Origin of the sequence: Streptomyces sp. NPDC127197 (assembly GCF_042672405.1) — a bacterium.
Lineage (GTDB): Bacteria > Actinomycetota > Actinomycetes > Streptomycetales > Streptomycetaceae > Streptomyces > Streptomyces flavusporus.
Genome location: NZ_JBHXVG010000041.1, coordinates 1 through 20,614 on the forward strand (window position 1 = coordinate 1; position 20,614 = coordinate 20,614).

Below are 20,614 nucleotides of genomic sequence, written 5' to 3' on the forward strand. Positions count from 1 at the left end.
ATCAAGTATGCGACCGCGATCCGTACGCGGACCGCGTCGACCGAGGCGATCCTGCGCCGCTTCACCCGCAACGCCTCCCACCCCACCTACGCGGCCATGCTGGAGATCGAGGAGGGCCTGAACATGATGGAGTCCTCCAGCGGCGCCAACTCCGTGATCGTGTACGGCAAGGGCGGGGAGTCGCCTCGAACCGGCGCGACGAGCAGGAGATGTTCGTCCTGTGCCTGCGGATTCTGCAGTCCGCCCTGGTCTTCGTGAACACCCTGATGCTCCAGGACATCCTCCGCAAGCCGGAGTGGGCCGACCTCCTCACGCCCGCCGACCGGCGTGCCCTGACCCCGCTGTTCTGGTTCCACGTGCGTTCGTACGAGGAGGTCAACCTTGACATGGGCGCCCGCTTGAAGCTCGCCGCGGTCACCGTACCCAGCCCCCGCGCGTCAGCAGACGCCGAGGACGGCACGGCATCCCGAACGTGAGCAGGGCGAAGCTGAGAAGGCATGACAACGTACGGCTGGTCACTGCGTACGCTTCCTGGCATGGGCGACGTGGGCGGGCTGCGTGAGCGCAAGAAGCGGCAGATGTATCAGCGGTTGTCGGATACGGCCATCGGGCTCTTCCTGGAGAAGGGCTATGAGCAGGTGACCGTCGCTGATGTCGCGGCAGCTGTCGACATCTCCAAGCCGACGCTCTTCCGGTACTTCCCGGCCAAGGAGGACCTGGTTCTGCATCGGCTGGCCGACCACGAGCGGGAGGCCGGCAGGGTGGTCGCACGGCGCCCGGCCGGGTGCTCTCCGCTGGAGGCGCTGCGGTGCCACTTCCTGGACGGGCTCGCCCGGCGCGATCCGGTGACCGGCCTGAACGATGACGCCGAGGTGCTCGCCTTCCACCGGCTGCTGTACGGGACGCCGTCACTGATGGCGCGCCTGCACTCTCATGTGGAACGGGACGAAGCTGCTCTTGCCGACGTCCTTGGCAGCGAAACCGACGGTGGCGTCCAGGCGCGTCTGGCCGCCGGGCAGATTGTTGCCGTCCAGCGCGTCCTCGCGCAGGAGAACTGGCGCCAAATCACCGCAGGCCGCAGCGCGGACGCGCTCTATCCCGAGGCCGTGGCAGTAGCCCGGTCAGCATTCGCGCAACTCGAGGCTGGACTGCCTCACCTTGCCTGACCTCACGCCGCAACCAGGTAAAAAACGTTACTCGGTTGCATTATCGTGGGGGGATGCCACGCTTCGACTCCGTACTCAGTGATGCCCTGACCCGGGAACGCGCCTACCACGACTCATGCCGAGCGGCGCTGAAGGCCATGATCGACGGCGCGCAAGAGCAGGTAGTCGTCGGTGAGGACGCCTCCGCATCCGGCGCCGACGCCGAAGTACTCGGCTACCAGTTGCGCAGCCAGGCCAAGGAACTTCGGGAACTGCCCGAGGGCCCGCTGTTCCTCGGGGACCTCGCCCAAGGCACCACCCCCTGGGCCGCACGCGACTGGCCCCAGTTCCTCACCCACCTGGGGAAGCCAGACGCCATCGTCACCCCACTCACCACAGGATTCCGCGTCCCTGGCGCCGTCGCCGAACTCGCCAACCGCCTTCTGAACCACCTCGACGCGGACGTACCACCCGCCCGATCCTTGCGCCGCGACGGAGAGGCGAGCATCGAGGCGACCCACGACACGACCGCCGCGACAGTCGCGGCCGTGAACACAGCGCTGGAGCACGCGGGCTCCATCGGTGTCATCGCAGCCGACACCGAAGCACAAGAGCTCCACCGCGCTCTCATCACGGCCGGGATCCCGGCATCCGGACCAGACATTCTTGGAGCCCGCGTCACCGTGGTGCCGGCCTCCACCGCCAAGGGACTGGAGTACGACCACGTCGTGGTGGTCGAGCCCTCAGCCATCGTCCAAGCCGAGCCCCGCGGCATGAACCGCTTGTACGTGGCGCTCACCCGAGCGGTCTCCCGCCTCCACGTCGTGCACTCTCTATCTCTGCCGCTCGCGATCCGGCCCTTGGAGTCACAGCACATCGAACCCCCGACGTCCTGAACACCCAGCACGCCCAAGACTTCCGGCGTTCATCTATCGACCGATTCCTGAACAAGACCAGCAAGCGGCGGTCCGTAGCCGGATCGGCGCCGGATCATGCGCGAGAAACAGTGTCAAAAAGTCGGCTTGCTCAAGAACTTGGACCCCACCGTTTTCTGTACGATCACGCGGGTGCAGCCACCGCAGGACGACACCGCCGATCTCCTCGCCCCCGTCCCCCGTCATGCGGGGCGTGCTCGTCGGGTACGCCCGCGTATCGACGAAGGGCCAGTTGCTCGACCGGCAGATCCACGCCCTCACCGAAGCGGGCTGCGTCCGGATCTTCGCGGACAAGAAGTCCGGCAAGAACGCCGAGCGCGAGGAACTCTGGAAGGCCCTCGACTACCTCCGCGAAGGCGACACCTTCGTCGTCCCCTCACTTGACCGGCTCGGCCGCTCCATCCAGGACCTCATCGCGATCGTTTCCGGCCTGCGCAAGCGCGGCATCGGCTGCACCTCGCTGCACGAGGCGCTCGACACCACCACGCCCGGCGGGCGCCTGGTCTTCCACGTCTTCGCCGCGCTCGCGGAGTTCATCCGCGAGCTCATCGTGCAGGGCACCAACGAGGGTCTGGACGCCGCCCGCGCCCGCGGTGCCCGCCTCGGCCGCCCGCCGCCATGACCGAGGAACAGGTGCGTCACGCCCAGGACCTGCTCACCCGCCCGGAGAACACCGGCACGTCCATCGCGAAGCTTCTCGGCGTCAGTAGGAACACGATCTACAAGTCCGTGCCCGAGCTGAAGGGTGGTCGGATCGCGCTCGCCAAGAGAGAACACGGCGGAATCGGCCGTTGCCTCGTATGTCATGTCCCCAGCACACTGACCCCCATGGAGAACCAGGGGGAGACGTCGCCGTACGAGGCGCAGGACGCTGTCGGCTTCATCACATCGATGCGGCAGCTCAAGGAGCGTTCTGGGCTGACCTATCGCGAACTGGAGGAGCGGGCAGCCCGGAACGGCGACGTGCTCGCGCGCAGCACGCTCTCCGACGTCCTGCGACGGACGAACCTGCCACGGCCGGAGATGCTGGCCGCGTTCGTGCGCGCCTGCGGGGAGGGACAGCGGGTCGATCTCTGGCTGGACGCCAGGGACCAGATTGCCGCACGCACCCCCGACGTGCCCGCAACGGCACCCGCGGGCAGCACGAGTGGTCAGTCGGACGAGGACCGGCCGCCGCACCTCGAGCGCCGGCCTCAACCGCAGAACGCAGAAGTCGCGGGTATTCAGCCACGCCGGTTCAAGGGCCGCACAGTCGCGCTCGCGTCCACACTCATCGTCCCACTGCTCGCCGTACTGGCCTGGGGGTTGATCCCCGACAACTCCGACACCCAGGGATCTCCCGCCGGCGGCTGGGTCACCATCCGCCCCGCCCGTACGCCCGACCTCTGCCTGACCGACGGACGCGACCGCGACGGCGCCTACGACCACGCCGTCGCGGTCCAGCTTCCCTGCGCCCAGATCACCGTGCCGCGCACCTACCTAGAACCGGCCGGCGAGAGTCTGTACCGAATCCAGTGGCACCACCCTCAGGAGGGCAAGGGGTGCCTGACGGTCATGAGCACTGGTCAAGTCAAGGGAATGCTCGAGCCTCGGAACGACTGTGCCCACGCCACCCTGTTCCGCCTGGAACCCGTCAGCGCTGATAAGACCGAGGGATTCCGGATCCGCCCGGCCAACAGCAGCCGCTGCCTCGGCCTGGTCGACGACGACACCGTCGAGGGGGCCGAGGCGATCGAGGAGCCCTGTACGGGCGCGGACGATCAGCGCTTCCTGGTCCGGACGGGCTGACCACCCTCACTGCAGCGGAAGGGAGCGCTCCAGGCCTGACGTGGTGGCGCCCCTGAGCTTGACGTTCAACGTCTGCTTCCTTCGTCGTTCAACGAACATGCCGGGATATCCGTTCGCCGTGGCACGCGACCACTGGCTAGCGTCTCGGCGTGGACATCACGGATCCCAAAGACGTTGTCCGCGCGGGTACGACGCCGTGTCCCTGCGCTACGACGAGGCGTACGGTGCCGAGACGGAGTACCAGTCACTGCTTGATGACCTGTGCCGGCGGATCCCGGCCGGTGGCACGGTGCTGGACCTGGGCTGCGGAAGCGGGGTGCCGGTCGCACGTACTTTGGCTGCCGCCGGATACCGGGTCACCGGCATCGACATCAGCGAGGTGCAGATCCGCCGGGCCCGGGAACAAGTTCCTCAGGCGGAGTTCATCCACGCCGATGCCACGGCGGCAGTCTTCGATGCCGCGTCCTTCGACGCGGTCGTCTCTTTCTTCGCCCTGATACACATTCCGCTGTCCGAGCAGCCGCCTCTGTTGCGGAGGATCGCCGGGTGGCTGCGCCCGGGAGGCTGGTTCGTGGCCACCACGGGACACGGCGCGTGGACCGGAACCGAGGAGAACTGGCTCGGCGGCGGCGCCCCGATGTGGTGGAGTCACGCGGACGCCGCCACCAACCGTCAGTGGATCGACGAGGCCGGCCTGACAGTCGAGCGTGAGGAGTTCATCCCGGAGGGCGACGGCGGGCATGCCCTGTTCTGGGCACGCCGACCCTGACGCTCCACGTGGACACGATGCGCCGTCCGGACTCGCATCTCACCCTGCCATGAGCTCCCCGCAGCATCCCGGCCGGACAGGCGCGGGCTTGCGGGTCAGCGCCGATAGAGCTGCCACATGGCAAGTTCGCCATCGTGCGCGCGAAGGCGTTCGACGGCCTCCATGGGGGTGCGCTGCTCGGTGAGTTCGTAGAAGAAGAACAACGGGGCGAATACGCTCGCATAGCCGAACGGGGCGCCACGCGGGGCGATATACATGTCGGCGCCGGCGTCGAGGAAGGCGTCGGCGAGTGCCGGCTCCCCGGTGTCGCAACCGGTGACGAGGGTGACGCTGCCCGGCAGGTGGAAATGTTCGCGTACTCGGTCCGGGCCGACGGCACCGTTGAACGGCTGGAATCTGGCCAGTTCCTCGGCGACATCGTCCATCAGGATGCGTCCCTCGTCGCCGTGGCAGGACACGATCACATACGGTGCGATCGGTCGGCTGCCGTCCAGTGCCGCCACCAGATGGCGGGGCTGGCCGACCCGGAGATAGTTCACCTGGACGCCGAAGACTTCCAGCCCGTCACGCAACGGATGCGCGAACCCGCCCTCGATGTCGATGAGGTCGACCTCGGTCCAGGCGAGGCGACCTGCCTGGACCTCACGCACGCGCGACGGACGCTGAGTCGCCAGCCACTCCTGTTCGTCTCTGCGCATCACTCGCCCAAGATGCCACGGCCACAGCCGTCGACCCCGCTGATTGCTCAATTCCAGTGCGGGCAGCGAAACGTGGCCGGCCGGCCCACCGGTACGGTCATGCCGGGGGAGGCCGCTGCGAGCAGGCCGTGGTCTCGGTGCACAGTGTGAGGGAGGGCCCGGGTGAAGGTAGTTCTGGCGGGGGGAACCGGTCAGGTGGGCGGCATCCTGAACCGTGCCCTGACCACCGAGGGTCACGAGGTCGTGGTTCTGACCAGACGGCCGGTGCAGGACCGTGACGTCCGGTGGGACGGCAGAACGCTCGGCCCCTGGACGGAGACGATCGACGGCAGTGACGTCGTGATCAATCTGGCCGGCCGCAGCGTGAGCTGTCGCTACACCGAGGAGAACCTCCGCGAGATGATGGACTCGCGCGTGGATTCCGCGCGTGTTGTGGGCGAGGCGATCGCGGCTGCCCGGCGGCCTCCCCGGGTCTGGCTGCAGATGAGCACCGCCACCATCTACGCCCACCGCTTCAACGAGCCCCACGACGAGGCGACCGGGGTGATCGGTGGCACCGAACCCGGAGTTCCCGGCTACTGGGCCTTCAGCGTCGAGATCGCGAAGAAATGGGAGCAGGAGCAGGCCAGGACGCCGCATACCCGCAGGGTGGCCCTGCGCTCGGCGATGGTCATGAGCCCCGATCGTGGTGGCGTCTTCGACTACCTGCTGTGGCTGGCGCGCCTCGGCCTCGGCGGGGCGGTCGCGGGCGGCGCGCAGTACGTGTCCTGGATTCACGATCGGGACTTCGTCCGTGCGGTGGAGTTTCTGATCGACCGGGAGGATGTCGCTGGACCGGTCAATCTCGCGGCTCCCAGCCCCCTGCCGCAGCGGGAGTTCATGGGCGCGCTGCGCAGGGCCTGGGGTATCCCTGTGGGCCTGCCGGCGGCGAAGTGGATGGCCGAGATCGGCGCCTTCGTGCTGCGCTCCGACACCGAGCTCCTGCTCAAGAGCCGGCGGGTGGTGCCGGGTCGGCTGCTCGAAGCGGGATTCGCGTTCGACCACCCCGAGTGGCCGCAGGCCGCGGCCGACCTCGTGCGGCGGGTGCGTCAGGAGCGATCCCGCACCTGAGCGGTCCGGGGAGTCGGCCGGCACCGGCACACGCAGCCAGGAGCCCGTCCGCGCCCGGCGCTACGGCGACAGCGTTCCGGCGCCAAGCCGCAGACCAGCTCCCAACCGCCGGGACAGCGCGACGACGGCACCCGGCTCCTCGCGGAACTGTTCTCAAACCCTCCGTAATCAGACAGCCGGCCTCCGGAGCTCTCCTGGGAAGGCGGCAGGCTGACGGCCACCTCGCAGCCTGTGGAGCAGGGCAACCCCCTGAAGCCGGTGGTGGTTTTGCCGAGTTGTCCTGAAAGTGCTGGGGCTGACGCCGAGGTGATCGGCGGAGAGTGCGGAGCGGGCTGACAGCCCGAGCCTGCACGGGGGTGGTGGCCGGGCCGTTGATGCTGGTCCGCAGGCCGCAGGGGATCGCGTCCGCGATATCGGCGCTCGCTGCTAGCAGGGCTCTACTTCACTGCCGCGGAATCAGGTGATGCAGTCCGTTCTCCAGCAGCGTGAACGCGTGCTTGGCGTCTTCCACGGCACCCGCATAGCGCTCGTCGGCGGGTTCCCCGTACGCCAGGCGTTCGGCGTTGTCCTGTGCCAGCGCCCACTGCACCGCGACGATTTGGACGGCAGCAAGCCGCGCGGTGAGTTCCGGAGTGTCTGCCGTTTCCTGCAATGCATGGGCGAGTGCGCGTTCGGCGCCGGTCTTGAACCCTTCCATCCGGGCCACCAGCGAGGGCGCGTCGAGGATCATCCGGTGGACCCTGCGCACCTGGGGATGGTCGTTGAGCCCGGTGATCGGGTCCCGCTCGCGCAACCCGGTGAGGAAGTGCTCGCGCAGTGCGGTCAGCGGGGCGGTGCCAGGCAGGCGGGCCCGCACCACCCGGGCGGCCTCGGTCTCGTGGTCGGCGAGGCGATGCACCACGAGGTCTTCCTTGGTCGGGAAGTACGCGAAGAGTGTGCGTTTGGATACTTCTGCAGCCTCGGCCACCTGGGCCACCGAGACCTGGTTGAAGCCGTGTTCGAGGAACAGCGTGATCGCCGCCTCGGAGATCGCTGCGCGGGTCCGCTGCTTCTTGAGTTCCCGTAGTCCTGGCTTGCCGTCCACGATACCCACGGTAGCAAGAAGTTACCCCGAGGTTATTTCTGCACCTGGTATATATTTACTCCCAGGTGAGAAATGAGACGGAGCGAAGGTGTTGACGGAGATCGAGGCCGAGGTCGTCGTCGTGGGCGCCGGCCCGGCCGGGCTGATGCTGGCGTGCGAACTGGCTCTGGCCGGGGTCGAGACCTTGGTGGTGGAGAAGCTGCCCCAGCGCATCGAGCAGGTGAAGGGCGGCGCGATCCAGCCCCGCACCGCCGAACTGCTTCAGATGCGCGGGCTGTTGGAGCCGTTGCTGCAGCGGGCCGTGCCGACTGAACCGGTAGGCGGGCACTTCGCGGCCCTGCCGGTGCCCTTGGACTGCACCCCGTGGCAGACCAGGCACCCTTTTCCGATCGCGATTGCCCAGTGGGGGATCGAGGAGGTACTCGAGGAGCGGGCGACCGCCGACGGCGCGCGGGTTCTGCGCGGCACTGCGGTCTCAGCAGTCGAGTCGGACAACGACGGTGTGACCGTGACAGCGGACGGCCTGCGGGTGCGGGCGCGCTATCTGGCGGCGTGCGACGGCGGCCACAGTACGGTGCGCAAACTGCTCGGGCTCCCGTTCCCCGGCAGGCCCGGGACCCATCAGGCGGTGCTGGCGGACGTCCGTCTGTCCGCCGTTTCGTCGCTGGTGCCGCAGCAGCTGGGGCACATGAGCACCCTGACCCGTCAGGGTGGCGGCTACTGGGCCATGCTGGCCCCGCTCGGCGGTGACCGGTACCGGTTCACTTTCGGGCGCGCGGACCGAGCGGACACCGACCGCGACACCCCCGTCACCCACGAGGAGATCACCGCCGCGCTGCAGGCGGTGTACGGCGAGGAGACCACCCTGGGCGCGGTGGACAACTCTTCGCGGTTCTCCGACGCCACGCGACAACTGGAGCACTACCGCACGGGCCGCGTCCTGTTCGCCGGGGACGCCGCACACATCCACCCGCCGCTGGGCGGCCAGGGCCTGAACCTCGGCATCCAGGACGCGTTCAACCTCGGCTGGAAACTGGCGGCGGCCGTCCAGGACCGGGCGCCGAGCGGCCTCCTGGACAGCTACCACACGGAACGGCATCCGGTCGGCGCCCAGGTGCTGCAGCACACATCGGCACAGCGGGTCCTGGCCGACCCGCACCCGAGCGAGGACGTGGCCGCCCTGCGCGACATCTTCATCGACCTGATGCGCCTGCCCGACACCAACCGTCACCTCGCAGGACTGCTGTCCGGCCTGTCGCTGCGCTACGAGCTGCCAGGCGAGCATCCGCTCACCGGACAGCGGATCCCAGGCATCGACCTGGTCACCCCAGCCGGTCCCACCCGGCTGTCGGCGCTGTTCGGCTCGGGGCACGCCGTACTGCTCGATCCGGCCGGAGTCGTCCCGGCCGATCTCCGACTCCCGGAACGAGTCGACCTCGTCCGTGCCACCTGCACCGACGGTGTGGGCGCTGCCGCCCTGCTCTTCCGTCCCGACGGCTACGTCTGCTGGGCTGCGGACGACTCCGCCGCCTGCAGCAAAACCCTGCTCTCGGCGATCGCCGGCAACCTGACGGAAGCGCGCTGAGCTCCCTGGCCACTATGGCCTGACTGCACTCACGCGATCGGTGGCCGATCCGCACGTCCTGGCCTGCGGCGGCAACCCGAACCCCCGACGAGGCCACCACCCGGTTCGCTGCAGAGGCTGATGGTCGCCCGAACGGACACGGTGGGACACCATCCTGGAAAAGCCGACCAACCGGGTTGGCACAGGCAGACGTCACCCTTGCCCGTGGGGGAGTTCACGAGTTCCCCCACGGGGATCTGGGCTGTGGCTTTCAGTAGCCGATGGTGAAGCGACGCTGGACGAAACGAGGCAGCTCCGCTTCGTCGATCAGGGCCACAGCCGCATCCTCCACCGAGATGCGGCTGCGGCCATCAGCGTCCAGAACGGGCTGGTCACCGCCGACCCTGAAACGCCCAGTGCGCTCGCCGGGGGCGATCTCCTCCGCAGGGCTGAAGTAGGTCCACAGCCGGTTCGAGGTCCGCAAGACGTCGAGGGCGTCCCGGTGGCCGCGCACCGCTGCGGCGTATTCGCGGGGCAGTCCGAGCTGGTCGAGGGCGGCGTGCAGCAGCTCGTCGGAGTCGGCGCGCACCACTCCCGGTTCGATCTCCAGACTGCCGGCGCCGCCGATCACGATGAGCCGGGTCCGCGGGTGGCTCTCCAAAGCCTTCAGCAGGGCCCGCGCCGCCGTCGCGTAGCCGGTCGGGTCGGCGATCGAGCGCCGCACGGTGTCCGCGAAGTCCTTGGCGGCATTGCCCGGCTGGAACCCACTGATCAGGACGTCGAGGCCGGGCAGGACGCCGGCGATGCTCTTAGGGTCCAGAACATCGACGCTCGCCCACGTGATGTTGTCCCGACGCTCCTCGCGCTGCGCCTGAGCGGCGTCACGGCTGAACGCCCTGACTTGGTGGCCGCGGTCGAGGGCCTCGATGACGATCCGGCTGCCGATGGTTCCCGTGGCTCCGATGACTCCGATGTGCATGGTTCTCCCCTGTGCATGCAGACGTGGGACGCCACGGAGGTGACGCCGTGTAGAAACTATACGCCGTGAACTTTCAGTACAGGGCTAACTAGACGCTGTAGAGTGTCTGTTGTGACAGTCACGGGCAGCAGGGGAAGGCGCGAGCGGCTTCGGGCCGAGACCACGGCCGAGATCAAGAACGTGGCACTGGCCTTGATGGCATCGGGCGGGCCGGACGCCATCACGCTGCGGGCCATCGCCCGCGAGATGGGCATGACCGCCAACGCCATCTACGGTTACTTCCCGACCCGGGACGACCTGGTCACCACGCTCATCAACGACGTGTACACCGCCTTGGCCGACACCGTGGACACTGCCTGGGAAACCACCCCCGCCACGGATCCCGCCGCCCGGATCGAGGCATGGGCCAACGCCTTCCGGACCTGGGCCCTGGTGAACCCCCAGGGCTTCCGGCTCATCTACGGCGACCCCGTCCCCGGCTACCAGGCTCCCGAAGGAGGCCCCGCCCCGGATGCCGCACGCCGGGTCTGCACCGGACTCACCGCACTCGCGGCAGCCGCATGGCCCCACGCCCAGCACCTCTACCAGGACAGCGCCTTCGACTGGTCCGACTTCGACCCCGGGCTCCTCGACAAGGTGCGCCCCGCCTTCCCCGACTTGCCGCCCGCAGCCGTCGCCCTCGCCCTGCGGGTCTGGGGGCACCTGCACGGCCTCGTCTCACTGGAGGTCTACGGCCACATGCACACCCAGACCACCAGCCCGGAGAAGCTCTTCCAGGAGGAACTCGCCCAGCTCATAAGGACGTTGGCCATCCCGCGCCGGCGCTGAACGCCCGAAGCGCCGACAGGCTCCCCGAAGTCCGGCGCGTGCTCCGCACCGGCGGACGGCTCGTCAGGGGCGAACAGGACTGGAACACCCTGACTGTCGCGCGCGCCCGCCCGGCCGCCCCTGACCTCCGACGCCTACGCCGAGTGGCTCGATGACGTGCTGGACAGGCTCGGCATCACGCAGGCCGCGCTGGTCGGGGCATCGCTGGGCGCGTGGATGGCGCTCGACTATGCCCTGCGCCGACTGCAGCGGGTCACGCGGCTCGCCTTGCTCGTACCCGGTGGCATAGGGCGCCAGAAATACGGCGCGCTCATAGCGTCGCTGTTTCTCATGCCCTTCGGCAGGCGGGCCGGCGTGCGGCTGTCCGGTTCGTGCTCGGACCCGGCCGCCCACCGGCGTCCGGCCCGCAGGCGGCCACCCGGCGCGCCTTCGATGACTACCTGCTGCTCATCCACAGGAGCTACACACCGCGGCGTGACCGGCTGCCGGTCTTCACCGACGATCAACTGCGCCGTCTCGATGTGCCGTTACTGGTCGTCGCGGGAGCGCGGGACCGGATGCTGGACTCCCACGACACCACCCGCCGAGTGCACCACCTGGTCCCTGACGCGGTGGTCACCCTGCTGCCCGACACCGGCCACATCCCCACCGGATACCTCGAGCCGGTCCAGCGGTTCCTGTCCGACGCACGGCCGGGAATGAACAGCAGTCCCGAGGCCCAGCCGACCGAAGACGCCCGGGTTCTGCGCTCGATGCTTCGTACGGATCTCGTCGCCGCGATGAAGGCACGCCGGCCCGATGCCGTCGCCGCGCTGCGCACCGCCCTCGCCGTCATCGACAACGCCGAAGCTGTAGCGGCACCCGACCGAGCAGCACACGCCGCGAGCGAACACGTCGCCGGTGCCCGGAGCGGGGCCGGCTCCACAGAAGCAGAACGCCGCGTCCTGTCCGTCGGTGAGGTTCGCGCTCTCCTGCAGGCGCAGATCGGAGACCGCGCCAACGAAGCCGATCGATACGACACATACGGCCGGCACGACGCTGCACGTCAACTCCGACGCGAGGCTGATGTGCTCAGGAAGTACCTGGCAACCTAGCCGACCGTGCAGACCGCAGATCCGGATCGCGCGTGCGCGGGAGTTCCGTTTCCTTGGGCAATTCGTCCCGCGTGGTTCGCGTCCGTCCAGCGGAGGGGACCGGGCCGTCCGGTCCGAGCTGGTCGGTCCGGCCCCGGCCGTAGAGCCACCAGCCCGGCCGGTTGGGCCTTCCCGCTTACTGACCCGACGGCGCCCGGTGTTCCTCCGGGCGCCGCAGGCAGGCGAGTGGGCGACCTGCTGGGTGAGTGGTTACGGGATTGCGATCAGGCGGTGGTGCGGAACGGCCCGGTGACCTCGTAGGTGATGCCACCGGACGAGCTGCCGGACGTACCGCGCTGGCTGGAGAAGTACAGCCGCCTGCCGTCGGGGGAGAAGGCCGGGCCGCAGATCTCCGAGCTGGACTGGCCGGTGATCCGCAGGAAGGGGGCGACGATGTCGTCGGGGGTGATGATGCAGATCTCCATGTTGCCGCCGTCCTCGGCGACGAACAGGTCGCCCGAGGAGCTGCCGGTGACGTTGTCGACGCCGGTCAGCGGTGCGGTGCCGTTGGTGACCAGGTTGTCGTCGTAGGCCAGTTCGTAGGTGCTGTTGAGCAGGTTGAGCTGCCAGACGCGGTTGTCGCCCTTGGTGGTGAACCAGACGGTGTCGCTCGCATAGTGGCAGCCCTCGCCACCGTTGAAGATCTTGGCACCGGCGACCTGGTCCCGGGTGTAGGTGGGGGAGCCGTCCGGGTCGGGCACGTTCGTCCAGGTGAAGGAGCCGGAGGTGCCGGTGCCGGCCTTCAGTACCTGGAGTGTGCCGGAGGACAGGTCGCCCCAGGTGGTGGGGATGAACCGGTAGAGGCAGCCGTCCGACTCGTCCTCGGTCAGGTAGATCACCTTGCGCACCGGGTCGGCGGCGGCCGCCTCGTGCTTGAAGCGGCCCATCGCGTCGCGCCGGACAGCGGCCTTCACGCCCCACGGGTCGGTCTCGTAGACGTAGCCGCGGCTCACTTCCTCGCAGGAGAGCCAGGTGTTCCACGGGGTGGCGCCGCCCGCGCAGTTGTTCCGGGTGTTGGACAGGATGCGGTAGGCGCCCGTGATGGTGCCCGAGGAGTTGAACTTGACGGCGCCCGCGCCGCCACCGGTGCCGAGCTCGGAGTTGGAGACGTAGATCCAGCCCGTGCCGTCGGCGAAGCATGCGCCGCCGTCGGGGGCGCCGTGCCAGGTGTAGGAGGTGCCGGGGACGGTCTGGCTGGAGCGGGCGATGACTCTGCTGGTGAAGCCGCTGGGCAGCATGATCCCGTTGGCGTCGGCGGCCAGCAGGCCACCGTACGGGCTGGGGCCGTTCTGGGCCGGGGCCGCGTAGGCGGCACCGTGCATGAGGGTGCCGCCGAAGACGGCGGCCGAGGTGCCGATCACTGCACCGCGCAGAAAGTTGCGACGTTCCACAGGTACTCCTTCGTCAAAGAAGGGCGAACGATGTCTGGTTGAGCGCCGCCGACTGGTCACCGGGACCCTAGGGCCCCTGGCAGGGGACGGTAAGGATCCCTCGGGCCAACTCCTCTCGGCCAACCGGTGAGTAGATTTGGCGCAGAAACGATCAGCCCGTCATCAAATGAACCATCAGGGAATTCCTCCGGACCAGCTGGTGCAGATTCCTTGATGGGAAGCAGGCCAAGAAGCCCGGGTCGTTGGCGATTCCCGCTCATCGATGCTGTGGGGCGTCGTTACTGGCGCCCCGGCCTCCGGAAGCGCTCCGGGCGTGCCCGGCGCTCGAGGGACGGCGATCGCCTGCCGGTGCCTGCCTCGCGTACAGACCGCCACGATCTGGCTGCCGGGCAGCAGGTCCACCTTCTTCACATATGCGGGCGAGCGCGAGAACACCCTGGGGGCGACCGCAGAGGACGGGAAACCTCGGAGCGGTTTGCCCGGAACGGCCATGGCCCTGCGGGCCGCGTCGCTGTCGACGAGACGGCAGGCGTCGCTGGCGGCGTCCCCGCAGTGCGCGGGCGGGCCGACGTGGACGCTCGCCCCCAGCGGAATGGCAGGACGGACGCTGATCTGCTGACCGAGTTGGACGGCGTCGTGCCGCCGTGGCGCGCGGCGTCGCCGCCCCGGAGAAACCGAAGCGGCTATGTGGACCACCAGCCCACGCGGCAAGAGTCGGGAGCAGCAACAGGCCGACCAGCAGCGGTTCGCTGAGCAGGTCGAGTCCGCCCACGCGGGACTGGAACATGTCAGGCGTCGCTCGCTCGCCTGAACGAACTGGAACGCCGCACGTTCGGCCGGTCGTCATGACCAAGCCCCGGCCGGAGCCACGACGGTGGGGGCGGGAGATGCCCGCCGGCCACGCTGGCCGGTGCCCGGCCGCGGACAGACACACGGGGGACATGTCCCGCTGCGGACCGGACACTGCTGCGAGTTGTCCGGTGCTGTCCCGTCCGCTGTCCGGGGTGGCTGTCTGGCCCGTAGTCCCGAGGCTGGACAAGTGGTCCCGCCAGTCCGGCGCGGCTGTCAGCCCGGAGCGCTGCCTCCTTTCAGCCGGTGTCAGCCCGTTGTCAGTGTGGCGGGTGGGGTGTGTCAGAGGATGTCAGTCAGCGGCTGACGCGGCCTCTGGCCTCAGGGCCTGTCTCCTGGATCTTGTCGGCTGGAAAACCGCTCTATCAGCGCCGCGCAGATGCGAAGGTGTGAGGGTTCGTATTTGCTCAAGGGAAGAGATCCTCTGGCATGGCCGTCATCCACCACACCGTCCTCAAGCCGACCAAGCTGGAACTGCTCACCTCCTGGCTGCCCTCCCGCCCGTGGTACCGCGGTGGCGCGGGCGAACCGAAGTTGGCGAAGGCCGGCGGCTTCCGGCTGGACGACCCGCAAGGCGAGGTCGGCATCGAGTTCATCGTGGTCACCGACGCCTCCGGCCCTCACCCGATCACCTACCTGGTGCCGCTCACCTATCGCGGCGCCCCGCTCGACGGGGCGGAACACGCCCTCGTCGGCACCATGGAACACGGCGTGCTGGGGCAGCGCTGGGCCTACGACGGCTGCCACGACCCCGTGCTGGTCGCCCAGTTGCTGGCCCTGATCGAGGGGCGGGCGCAGGCCCAGGACCAGAACATCAGCGACGTCCCCGACCGGGAGGTCATCGTCTCCTACACCGGTGAAGGCTCCACCTCCACGGACGTCACCGCCACCGACGATCAAGAAGGCACCGGACTGACTACGCCGCACGGCACGACCCTCCGCGTGCACCGGGTCCTGCAGCCCGCCCCGGACGGCCTGTTTGCTCCTCCACGGGGAGCGACCGGCCACGTCAGCGGCTCCTGGCAGATGCCGGATGGCTCCCGCGCCCGGGGGGTGTTCGCCGTCTTGCACACCGGCACCCGGGCGTAGCCGCGACATCTTCGCTCACGACCGGAGCCAGATGAGGAGCGCGGCGGCGGTCACTGTGCCGAGGTGGATGTATCCGCGTCTGAGTCCGTGGAGGAGCCGGCCGGTGGTGCGATGCCGTCGGCCGCGTCGGACGAGCAGCTCGTCGTGATGCGGGTTGACCGAGCCCGGAGCGAGGGCCTGCACCTGACCGGCGGAGAAGCGGTCAGTGCACGCGTTCCCCGCACTCTGCCGGAAACAGGGTGGCGCCGGGCGGCAGTTCGCCCGGATGCCGTCCGATCACCCGCAGGCTTGCCTCGTGGGAGCCCTCTGCGGGCGGATATTCGAGGGCAACCTCGTCCAGCACGGTGATCTCATCCGGGAGGTGCAGTTCCGCCGCATGCTCGCCCGGCGCGGCCAGCTCGCACACATCCAGAGCCTGGAAGCCGGGATCGAGACGATCGAGCACCGCCTGTCCCTGCCCGTGGGCGCGAAGGGCACCAAGCAGGTGCCGGGCGGCTACCGCAGCAGGCAGGAGTGGTTCGCCAAGTCCCGCCGCCTGCGCCTGCTCGAAGACCGGCACCGGGCGGCGCGGGCGGACCGTGAGGCCGGCGTCGTGCGCGTGGTGCGCGGCGGCAAACGGCTGCTGAACACCCGCCACCACCTGCAGGCTGCCCGGCTCACCGAGGCCGAGTGGCACGCCCGGTGGGCGGCCGGGCGCCGGTTCCTTGCCGCGGACGGCGAGTCCGGCAAGCGGTACGGCAACGAGACCCTCCGCGTCACCGACGGCGGCGAAGCCTCCCTCAAGCTCCCGGCCCCGCTGGCGCACCTGGCAAACGCGCCGCACGGCCGTTACGTGCTCAACGCCCGCGCGAGTTTTCCGCACCGGGGCGAGCAGTGGCGCGACCGGATCACCGCCAACCGGGCCGTTGCCTACCGCATCCACGAAGACGTGGAGCGGGGCCGCTGGTACCTGACCGCGTCGTGGACGCTCCCGCCGGTCAGGACCGTGTCGGTGGACGCGGCCCGCGCGAACGGCCTGATCGGCGTGGACACCAATGCGGACCACCTCGCTGCCTGGCGCCTGGACGAACACGGCAACCCCACTGGCGAACCACTCCGGTTCGGCTACGACCTGTCCGGCACCGCCGACCACCGCGATGCGCAAGTCCGCCATGCCCTGATCCGCCTGCTGCACTGGGCCAAGCGCCACGGCCTCGCGATCGCGATCGAAGACCTCGACTTCCAAGCGGAGAAGACCCGCGAGAGGCACGGCCGCCGCAAACGCTTCCGCAAGCTCATCTCCGGCATGCCCACCTCCCGGCTGCGGGCCCGGCTCGCGTCCATGGCGGCCGAACTCGGCATCACCATCGTCGCCGTCGACCCGGCCTACACCTCAAAGCGGGGCGCCCGGCACTGGCAGAAGCCGCTCACCACCAAGACCAGGAAGACCAGGAAGACCACTCGCCACGACGCTGCCGCCGTGGCGATCGGCAGGCGCGCCCTGGGGCACCCGATCCGGCTGGGGGTACCTCCCAGGCCCTTAAGGCACTGGGGGAGGACGGCACCGCCCCGCACCCACCGGAGCGATCGTGCGGGCATCGGACCGCCCAGGCCCGACCGGGCACCCCGGGGCGTGAGGGAAACCGCCCCCGCCTCCCCGGACCACGGACACGATCCGTCGGCGCCGGACGCGGCGCGAACGCGGTCGACCAGAACGCCCAACACCGTTCGGGACGTTCGGCTGAGCATGGGTCCTGGCAACAGGACTCACTCCCGCTCAGTTTTCAGGAACGGTGCGTTGAGCACGTTGGACACCGTCTGGCGGGAGACCCCGGCCGCCTGAGCGACATCCGAGATCGTGGCGGAGCCTCCCGCGGCAGGGCGCCCGCGCCCGGAGTCGAGTGCCACGCTCACTCCCTGGATGGTCTCGGCCGAACGGTGAACCGTGCACGGGGGACGGACGGTCAGCCGCGTCCTCGGGCCCCCGGTGCCCCAAGTCGGTCGACTTTATCGTTCAAGCCGCCGTTGTCGATCCCCTCCTCGGTGCGGCATCCGTGCGGCGGCGACGGGTACCGGGGGAGGGCCCGAACGGGGTCACCGGCTCCTTCGGCCCGCCCGCCGCCTCCGACCGCGGACAGGCACTCGGCTGCGCCCTGTATGCCCGGCCGCGGTGGTGAGCGCTACGCGGCGATGACCGCGGCGCCCGTGCGGCCGCCGTCGACGTCCACCACGGTTCCGTGTACGAAGGCGGACTCGTCACTGGCCAGCCAGACGGCCGCGTGTGCGACGGCGTCCGGGGTGCCGACGCCGCCGGCCGGGGTCCCGTTCATCATGACCTGGCCCGGATGGGGTTCGCTTCCCTCCGGCGCCGCGGGCAGGATCACACCCGGCGAGATGGCGTTCACTCGCACGCCCATGGGCCCGAACTCGGCGGCCCATGCCCGGGTGAGCGTCTCCACGGCTCCCTTGGTGGAGCTGTAGAGCGCGCCGACCGGGACGCCGAGGCGTGCGATCCAGGAGCCGAGGTTGATGATCACCCCGCCACCGGACTCGGTCATGGCGGGGACGACGGCAGCGGTCAGGAAGAAGGGTGCCTTCACGTTCACCGCGTAGACCTGGTCGAACGTCTCCTCGTCGGTCGTGGTGGTCACGGCGGCCGGGTAGATGCCGGCGTTGTTCACCAGGATGTCGATCCGTCCGCTCAAGGTCTCGCGGGCCCGTTCGGCGAGGTTCTGGGAGGCTTGCGCGCTGCCGTCGAGGTCCGCCACCAGGAAGTCGGCCCGCCCACCGGACGCCCGGATGCCCTCGACCACCTTCGCGCCTCGTTCCCGGTTGCGCCCGGACACGATGACGTGCGCCCCCTCGGCGGCGAACGCCTCGGCGATCGCCTGCCCGATATTGCTGGTCGACCCCGTGACCAGCGCCGACTTGTTCCGCAGTCTTTCACCCATGTGTGATCCCTTGTCTGGCACTGCGCGGTCGGGCCAGCCGACCGGCTTCGGACGGCGGCCCGTGCCCGAGCCGCGGGACCCACTGTGCGTCGCCAAAAATGGACCAGCAAGTCCCGAAATGCGCGAGTCGGTCGGGTCTCGGTCTGTAAAGTGGACTCGCCAGTCCACTGACGTAGGGGGCATGACGCCGGACGCGCCGACCGCCAAGGGCCGGGCCACTCGGGCCCGCATCGTCGAGGGCGCGGCCGAGGTGCTGCGAGAGCAAGGCGTCGTCTTCGCGGCGCTCGACGACATCCGCGGCCGTACCGGCACGAGCAAGAGTCAGCTCTTCCACTACTTCCCCGACGGCAAGGACGAACTGCTGCTGGCGGTGGCCCAGTTCGAGGCGGATCGCGTCCTGGCGGATCAGCAGCCGCACCTGGGGAGTCTCGACTCGTGGGAGTCCTGGTACCGGTGGCGTGACGCCGTGGTGCAACGCTATGAACGGCAGGGGGATCAATGCCCCCTGGGGCCCTGTTCCTGCAGGTCGGGCGGTCCCGCCCTGGTTCGCGGGCCATCGTGACGGAGCTGATGCGCCAGTGGCAGGAGCAACTCGCCCGCGGTATGCGTGCCCTTCAGGCGGGCGGCCAGGTGTCGCCGGCCTTCGATGTGGATCGGGCGGCCGCGGCGTTGCTGGCCGGAATCCAGGGAGGCGTGGCGATCATGATGTCCACGGGTGACACGACCCACCTCGAGGCGGCGCTGGACAACGCCATCGAGAACCTACGGACATCGGCGACCGGGCACACCGGCAAGTGACGGCATCAGCTGTCGCCGCGCAGGACCGGCGCCACCACATCACCGAAATCGACCTCGGCTTCCATGTCCGGCTGGTGGCTCTGCTGGTGACGTGGAGTGCATGGTGGGTGCGGCTCCGTGCATGGAGCCTCGGCTGCCGGAGGAGTGCGACACGCACGGGGCCGCAGTGACGTCGGTGTGCCTGTGCCGTGCCTGCCAGGCCGTGGCTCCGGCGTCCTGACGGCGCTGGAGGCGCAACCGGTCCCAGCCCTCGGTTGCCGCCCGGCGCGAAGAGCGGTTGCGGCTCGTGGGCCGTCGCCTGGGCGCGTTGGGGACAGTTCAAGGCGGCTGACCGCCGCGCATGAGGCCTGTTGTATCACAGCCGATGCGCATTTCATCCCGATAAGATGCATTTTGTGATCAGGTCGGGACGGCTTCGGCGCCGCCACCCACCCCGCGGTGGCCAGGGGAAAGCAGTACTGATGTCACCGGTGATTGTTACCGTCGTCATCAGCGGCCTGGCCGTCTCCACCCCGAGGGAGATCGCCTTCAGTCGTCTGCTGCCCGCGGCACCCGCCCTCGCCGCCGCGATGTGGCCCGTACTCCCGACGGTCCTGCTGGGGGCGTTCTGCCTACTGGTCATGATCGGGCTCAGCTTTGTCTACTCCGATCTGGGGACGCCGTACACGGCTGCTGCGATCGTTGCCGTCACCTTGGCGGCCGCGTATGCAAGCCATCTCCGACTCCAACGAGAGGAGACACTCTTCCAACTCCGGCTCGTCGCGGACGCAGCCCAGAAAGTGCTGCTGCGCCCGCTGCAGCGCCGGATCCACGACGTCGAAATCGAGTCACTGTATCTGGCAGCCCAGGAGCAGGCCCGGATCGGAGGCGACTTCTATGAGGCGGTCGACACACCGTACGGGGTTCGGCTGCTCATCGGCGACGTGCGCGGCAAAGGCCTGTCGGCGGTCGGGGCGGCCTCGGTGGTGATCAACTGCTTCAGGGAGAACGCGTACGACCAGCCCGAACTGAAGGGCATCATCCGTCGCCTGGAGGCCAGCATCGCCCGCTACAGCATGGCGACCCCCGCCCACGATCAGCCGGAGCACTTCGCCACCGCTCTGATCGCCGAGATCCCGTACGGCGGCGGGCACATCAGAGTTCTCAACTGCGGGCACCCGCCACCGCTGCTGGTGCAGCGCGGGGAGGTGCACGTCCTCGAGCCGACCGTCTCCTCGGCCCCCCTCAATCTCGCAGCGCTCGTCGGAGACGACTACTGCGTCGACACCATCGCCTTCGTCCCGGGTGACCAAATGCTGCTCTACACCGACGGGGTCTCGGAGACCAGGGACCGCACCGGCGAGTTCTTCCCACTGTCGGACTGGATGCGGCAGCACAGCTCGGCGCCGCCCCGTGAGCTGCTGGACCGGCTTCACCGGGACCTGCTCCACTACAGCGGCGGAAGACTCGACGACGACATCGCCGCGCTCGCCGTCCGGTGCCGGCCCACAGGGGCTCCGGAGCGCTCCACGTAGGTGGCTGGAA

The 20,614-nt window shown here is 69.2% G+C and carries 17 protein-coding genes and 4 pseudogenes; 15 read left to right on the forward strand and 6 right to left on the reverse strand.

The features are described from left to right. From ACFVJQ_RS37640 to ACFVJQ_RS37665, 6 genes and pseudogenes are all read left to right on the forward strand, one after another. The coding region (locus tag ACFVJQ_RS37640; RefSeq protein ID WP_385790194.1) for a Tn3 family transposase at positions 1-476 on the forward strand (476 nt) is incomplete at its 5' end. 60 nt (positions 477-536) lie between these two features. Next, entirely contained in the window at positions 537-1,166 is a 630-nt protein-coding gene (locus tag ACFVJQ_RS37645) for a TetR/AcrR family transcriptional regulator (protein ID WP_385790196.1), read from the forward strand. 272 nt (positions 1,167-1,438) lie between these two features. Further along, positions 1,439-2,041: pseudogene (locus tag ACFVJQ_RS37650) on the forward strand (ATP-binding domain-containing protein); the annotation flags it as partial. Between the two features lie 223 nt (positions 2,042-2,264). Continuing rightward, a complete protein-coding gene (locus ACFVJQ_RS37655; RefSeq protein ID WP_385512108.1) occupies positions 2,265-2,702 on the forward strand; it encodes a recombinase family protein in 438 nt (145 codons plus the stop codon). Next, a complete protein-coding gene (locus ACFVJQ_RS37660; RefSeq protein WP_385512110.1) occupies positions 2,699-3,868 on the forward strand; it encodes a helix-turn-helix domain-containing protein in 1,170 nt (389 codons plus the stop codon). The genes ACFVJQ_RS37655 and ACFVJQ_RS37660 overlap by 4 nt, the downstream gene beginning before the upstream one ends. Before the next feature lie 196 nt (positions 3,869-4,064). After that, entirely contained in the window at positions 4,065-4,637 is a 573-nt protein-coding gene (locus tag ACFVJQ_RS37665) for a class I SAM-dependent methyltransferase (protein WP_385790199.1), read from the forward strand. 95 nt (positions 4,638-4,732) lie between these two features. Here the strand turns inward: ACFVJQ_RS37665 and ACFVJQ_RS37670 are convergent, their stop codons facing one another. Continuing rightward, a complete protein-coding gene (locus ACFVJQ_RS37670) occupies positions 4,733-5,287 on the reverse strand; it encodes a hypothetical protein (protein WP_385790201.1) in 555 nt (184 codons plus the stop codon). A gap of 210 nt (positions 5,288-5,497) precedes the next feature. On the opposite strand from ACFVJQ_RS37670, the gene ACFVJQ_RS37675 reads away from it, so the two are divergent. Beyond that, positions 5,498-6,445 carry a TIGR01777 family oxidoreductase gene (locus tag ACFVJQ_RS37675; RefSeq protein ID WP_385512115.1) on the forward strand — a complete coding sequence of 316 codons (948 nt, stop codon included), beginning with the start codon at positions 5,498-5,500 and terminating at the stop codon, positions 6,443-6,445. A 442-nt stretch (positions 6,446-6,887) separates the two neighbouring features. Here ACFVJQ_RS37675 and ACFVJQ_RS37680 read toward each other — a convergent pair whose 3' ends face one another. Then, complete coding sequence (locus tag ACFVJQ_RS37680; RefSeq protein WP_385790203.1) at positions 6,888-7,529, reverse strand: TetR/AcrR family transcriptional regulator; 642 nt, start codon at positions 7,527-7,529, stop codon at positions 6,888-6,890. Positions 7,530-7,617: 88 nt separating this feature from the next. Between ACFVJQ_RS37680 and ACFVJQ_RS37685 the strand changes: the two genes are divergently transcribed. Further along, positions 7,618-9,114 carry an FAD-dependent monooxygenase gene (locus ACFVJQ_RS37685; RefSeq protein ID WP_385790205.1) on the forward strand — a complete coding sequence of 499 codons (1,497 nt, stop codon included), beginning with the start codon at positions 7,618-7,620 and terminating at the stop codon, positions 9,112-9,114. A 250-nt stretch (positions 9,115-9,364) separates the two neighbouring features. On the opposite strand, the gene ACFVJQ_RS37690 is transcribed toward ACFVJQ_RS37685, so the two are convergent. Next, the gene (locus tag ACFVJQ_RS37690; protein ID WP_385790207.1) at positions 9,365-10,072 is read right to left on the reverse strand and encodes an NAD(P)-dependent oxidoreductase; all 708 of its coding nucleotides are present in this window, start codon (positions 10,070-10,072) and stop codon (positions 9,365-9,367) included. Positions 10,073-10,183: 111 nt separating this feature from the next. Here ACFVJQ_RS37690 and ACFVJQ_RS37695 point away from each other — a divergent pair, with 111 nt between their 5' ends. The 3 genes and pseudogenes from ACFVJQ_RS37695 to ACFVJQ_RS37705 all read left to right on the forward strand — a co-directional run bounded on the left by ACFVJQ_RS37695 (position 10,184) and on the right by ACFVJQ_RS37705 (position 11,994). Then, positions 10,184-10,900 (forward strand): TetR/AcrR family transcriptional regulator, encoded by a 717-nt coding sequence (locus ACFVJQ_RS37695; protein ID WP_385512123.1) that lies wholly within the window; start codon positions 10,184-10,186, stop codon positions 10,898-10,900. A gap of 120 nt (positions 10,901-11,020) precedes the next feature. Beyond that, a pseudogene (locus ACFVJQ_RS37700) lies at positions 11,021-11,227 on the forward strand (alpha/beta fold hydrolase); the annotation flags it as partial. Between the two features lie 44 nt (positions 11,228-11,271). Then, on the forward strand, positions 11,272-11,994 hold the full coding sequence (locus ACFVJQ_RS37705) for a hypothetical protein (RefSeq protein ID WP_385790209.1): 723 nt from the start codon (positions 11,272-11,274) through the stop codon (positions 11,992-11,994). Positions 11,995-12,257: 263 nt separating this feature from the next. Here ACFVJQ_RS37705 and ACFVJQ_RS37710 read toward each other — a convergent pair whose 3' ends face one another. Next, the gene (locus tag ACFVJQ_RS37710) at positions 12,258-13,424 is read right to left on the reverse strand and encodes an alkaline phosphatase PhoX (RefSeq protein ID WP_385512127.1); all 1,167 of its coding nucleotides are present in this window, start codon (positions 13,422-13,424) and stop codon (positions 12,258-12,260) included. A 1,278-nt stretch (positions 13,425-14,702) separates the two neighbouring features. On the opposite strand from ACFVJQ_RS37710, the gene ACFVJQ_RS37715 reads away from it, so the two are divergent. Next, positions 14,703-15,362 (forward strand): 1,4-alpha-glucan branching protein, encoded by a 660-nt coding sequence (locus tag ACFVJQ_RS37715; RefSeq protein ID WP_385790212.1) that lies wholly within the window; start codon positions 14,703-14,705, stop codon positions 15,360-15,362. A gap of 376 nt (positions 15,363-15,738) precedes the next feature. Then, positions 15,739-17,126 (forward strand): annotated as a pseudogene (locus tag ACFVJQ_RS37720) (IS200/IS605 family accessory protein TnpB-related protein); the annotation flags it as partial. On the opposite strand, the gene ACFVJQ_RS37725 reads toward ACFVJQ_RS37720, so the two are convergent. Together ACFVJQ_RS37725 and ACFVJQ_RS37730 are read right to left on the reverse strand one after the other, a co-directional pair. Further along, positions 17,109-17,255, reverse strand: a complete 147-nt coding sequence (locus tag ACFVJQ_RS37725) for a LacI family DNA-binding transcriptional regulator (protein WP_385512133.1) — start codon at positions 17,253-17,255, stop codon at positions 17,109-17,111. The pseudogene ACFVJQ_RS37720 and the gene ACFVJQ_RS37725 sit on opposite strands and share 18 nt — an antisense overlap. Positions 17,256-17,521: 266 nt before the next feature. Then, positions 17,522-18,292 carry an SDR family NAD(P)-dependent oxidoreductase gene (locus tag ACFVJQ_RS37730; protein ID WP_385512135.1) on the reverse strand — a complete coding sequence of 257 codons (771 nt, stop codon included), beginning with the start codon at positions 18,290-18,292 and terminating at the stop codon, positions 17,522-17,524. A gap of 181 nt (positions 18,293-18,473) precedes the next feature. On the opposite strand from ACFVJQ_RS37730, the pseudogene ACFVJQ_RS37735 reads away from it, so the two are divergent. Next, positions 18,474-19,090: pseudogene (locus ACFVJQ_RS37735) on the forward strand (TetR/AcrR family transcriptional regulator). Between the two features lie 461 nt (positions 19,091-19,551). Continuing rightward, complete coding sequence (locus ACFVJQ_RS37740) at positions 19,552-20,604, forward strand: PP2C family protein-serine/threonine phosphatase (RefSeq protein ID WP_385512136.1); 1,053 nt, start codon at positions 19,552-19,554, stop codon at positions 20,602-20,604. Positions 20,605-20,614 lie beyond the last annotated feature (10 nt).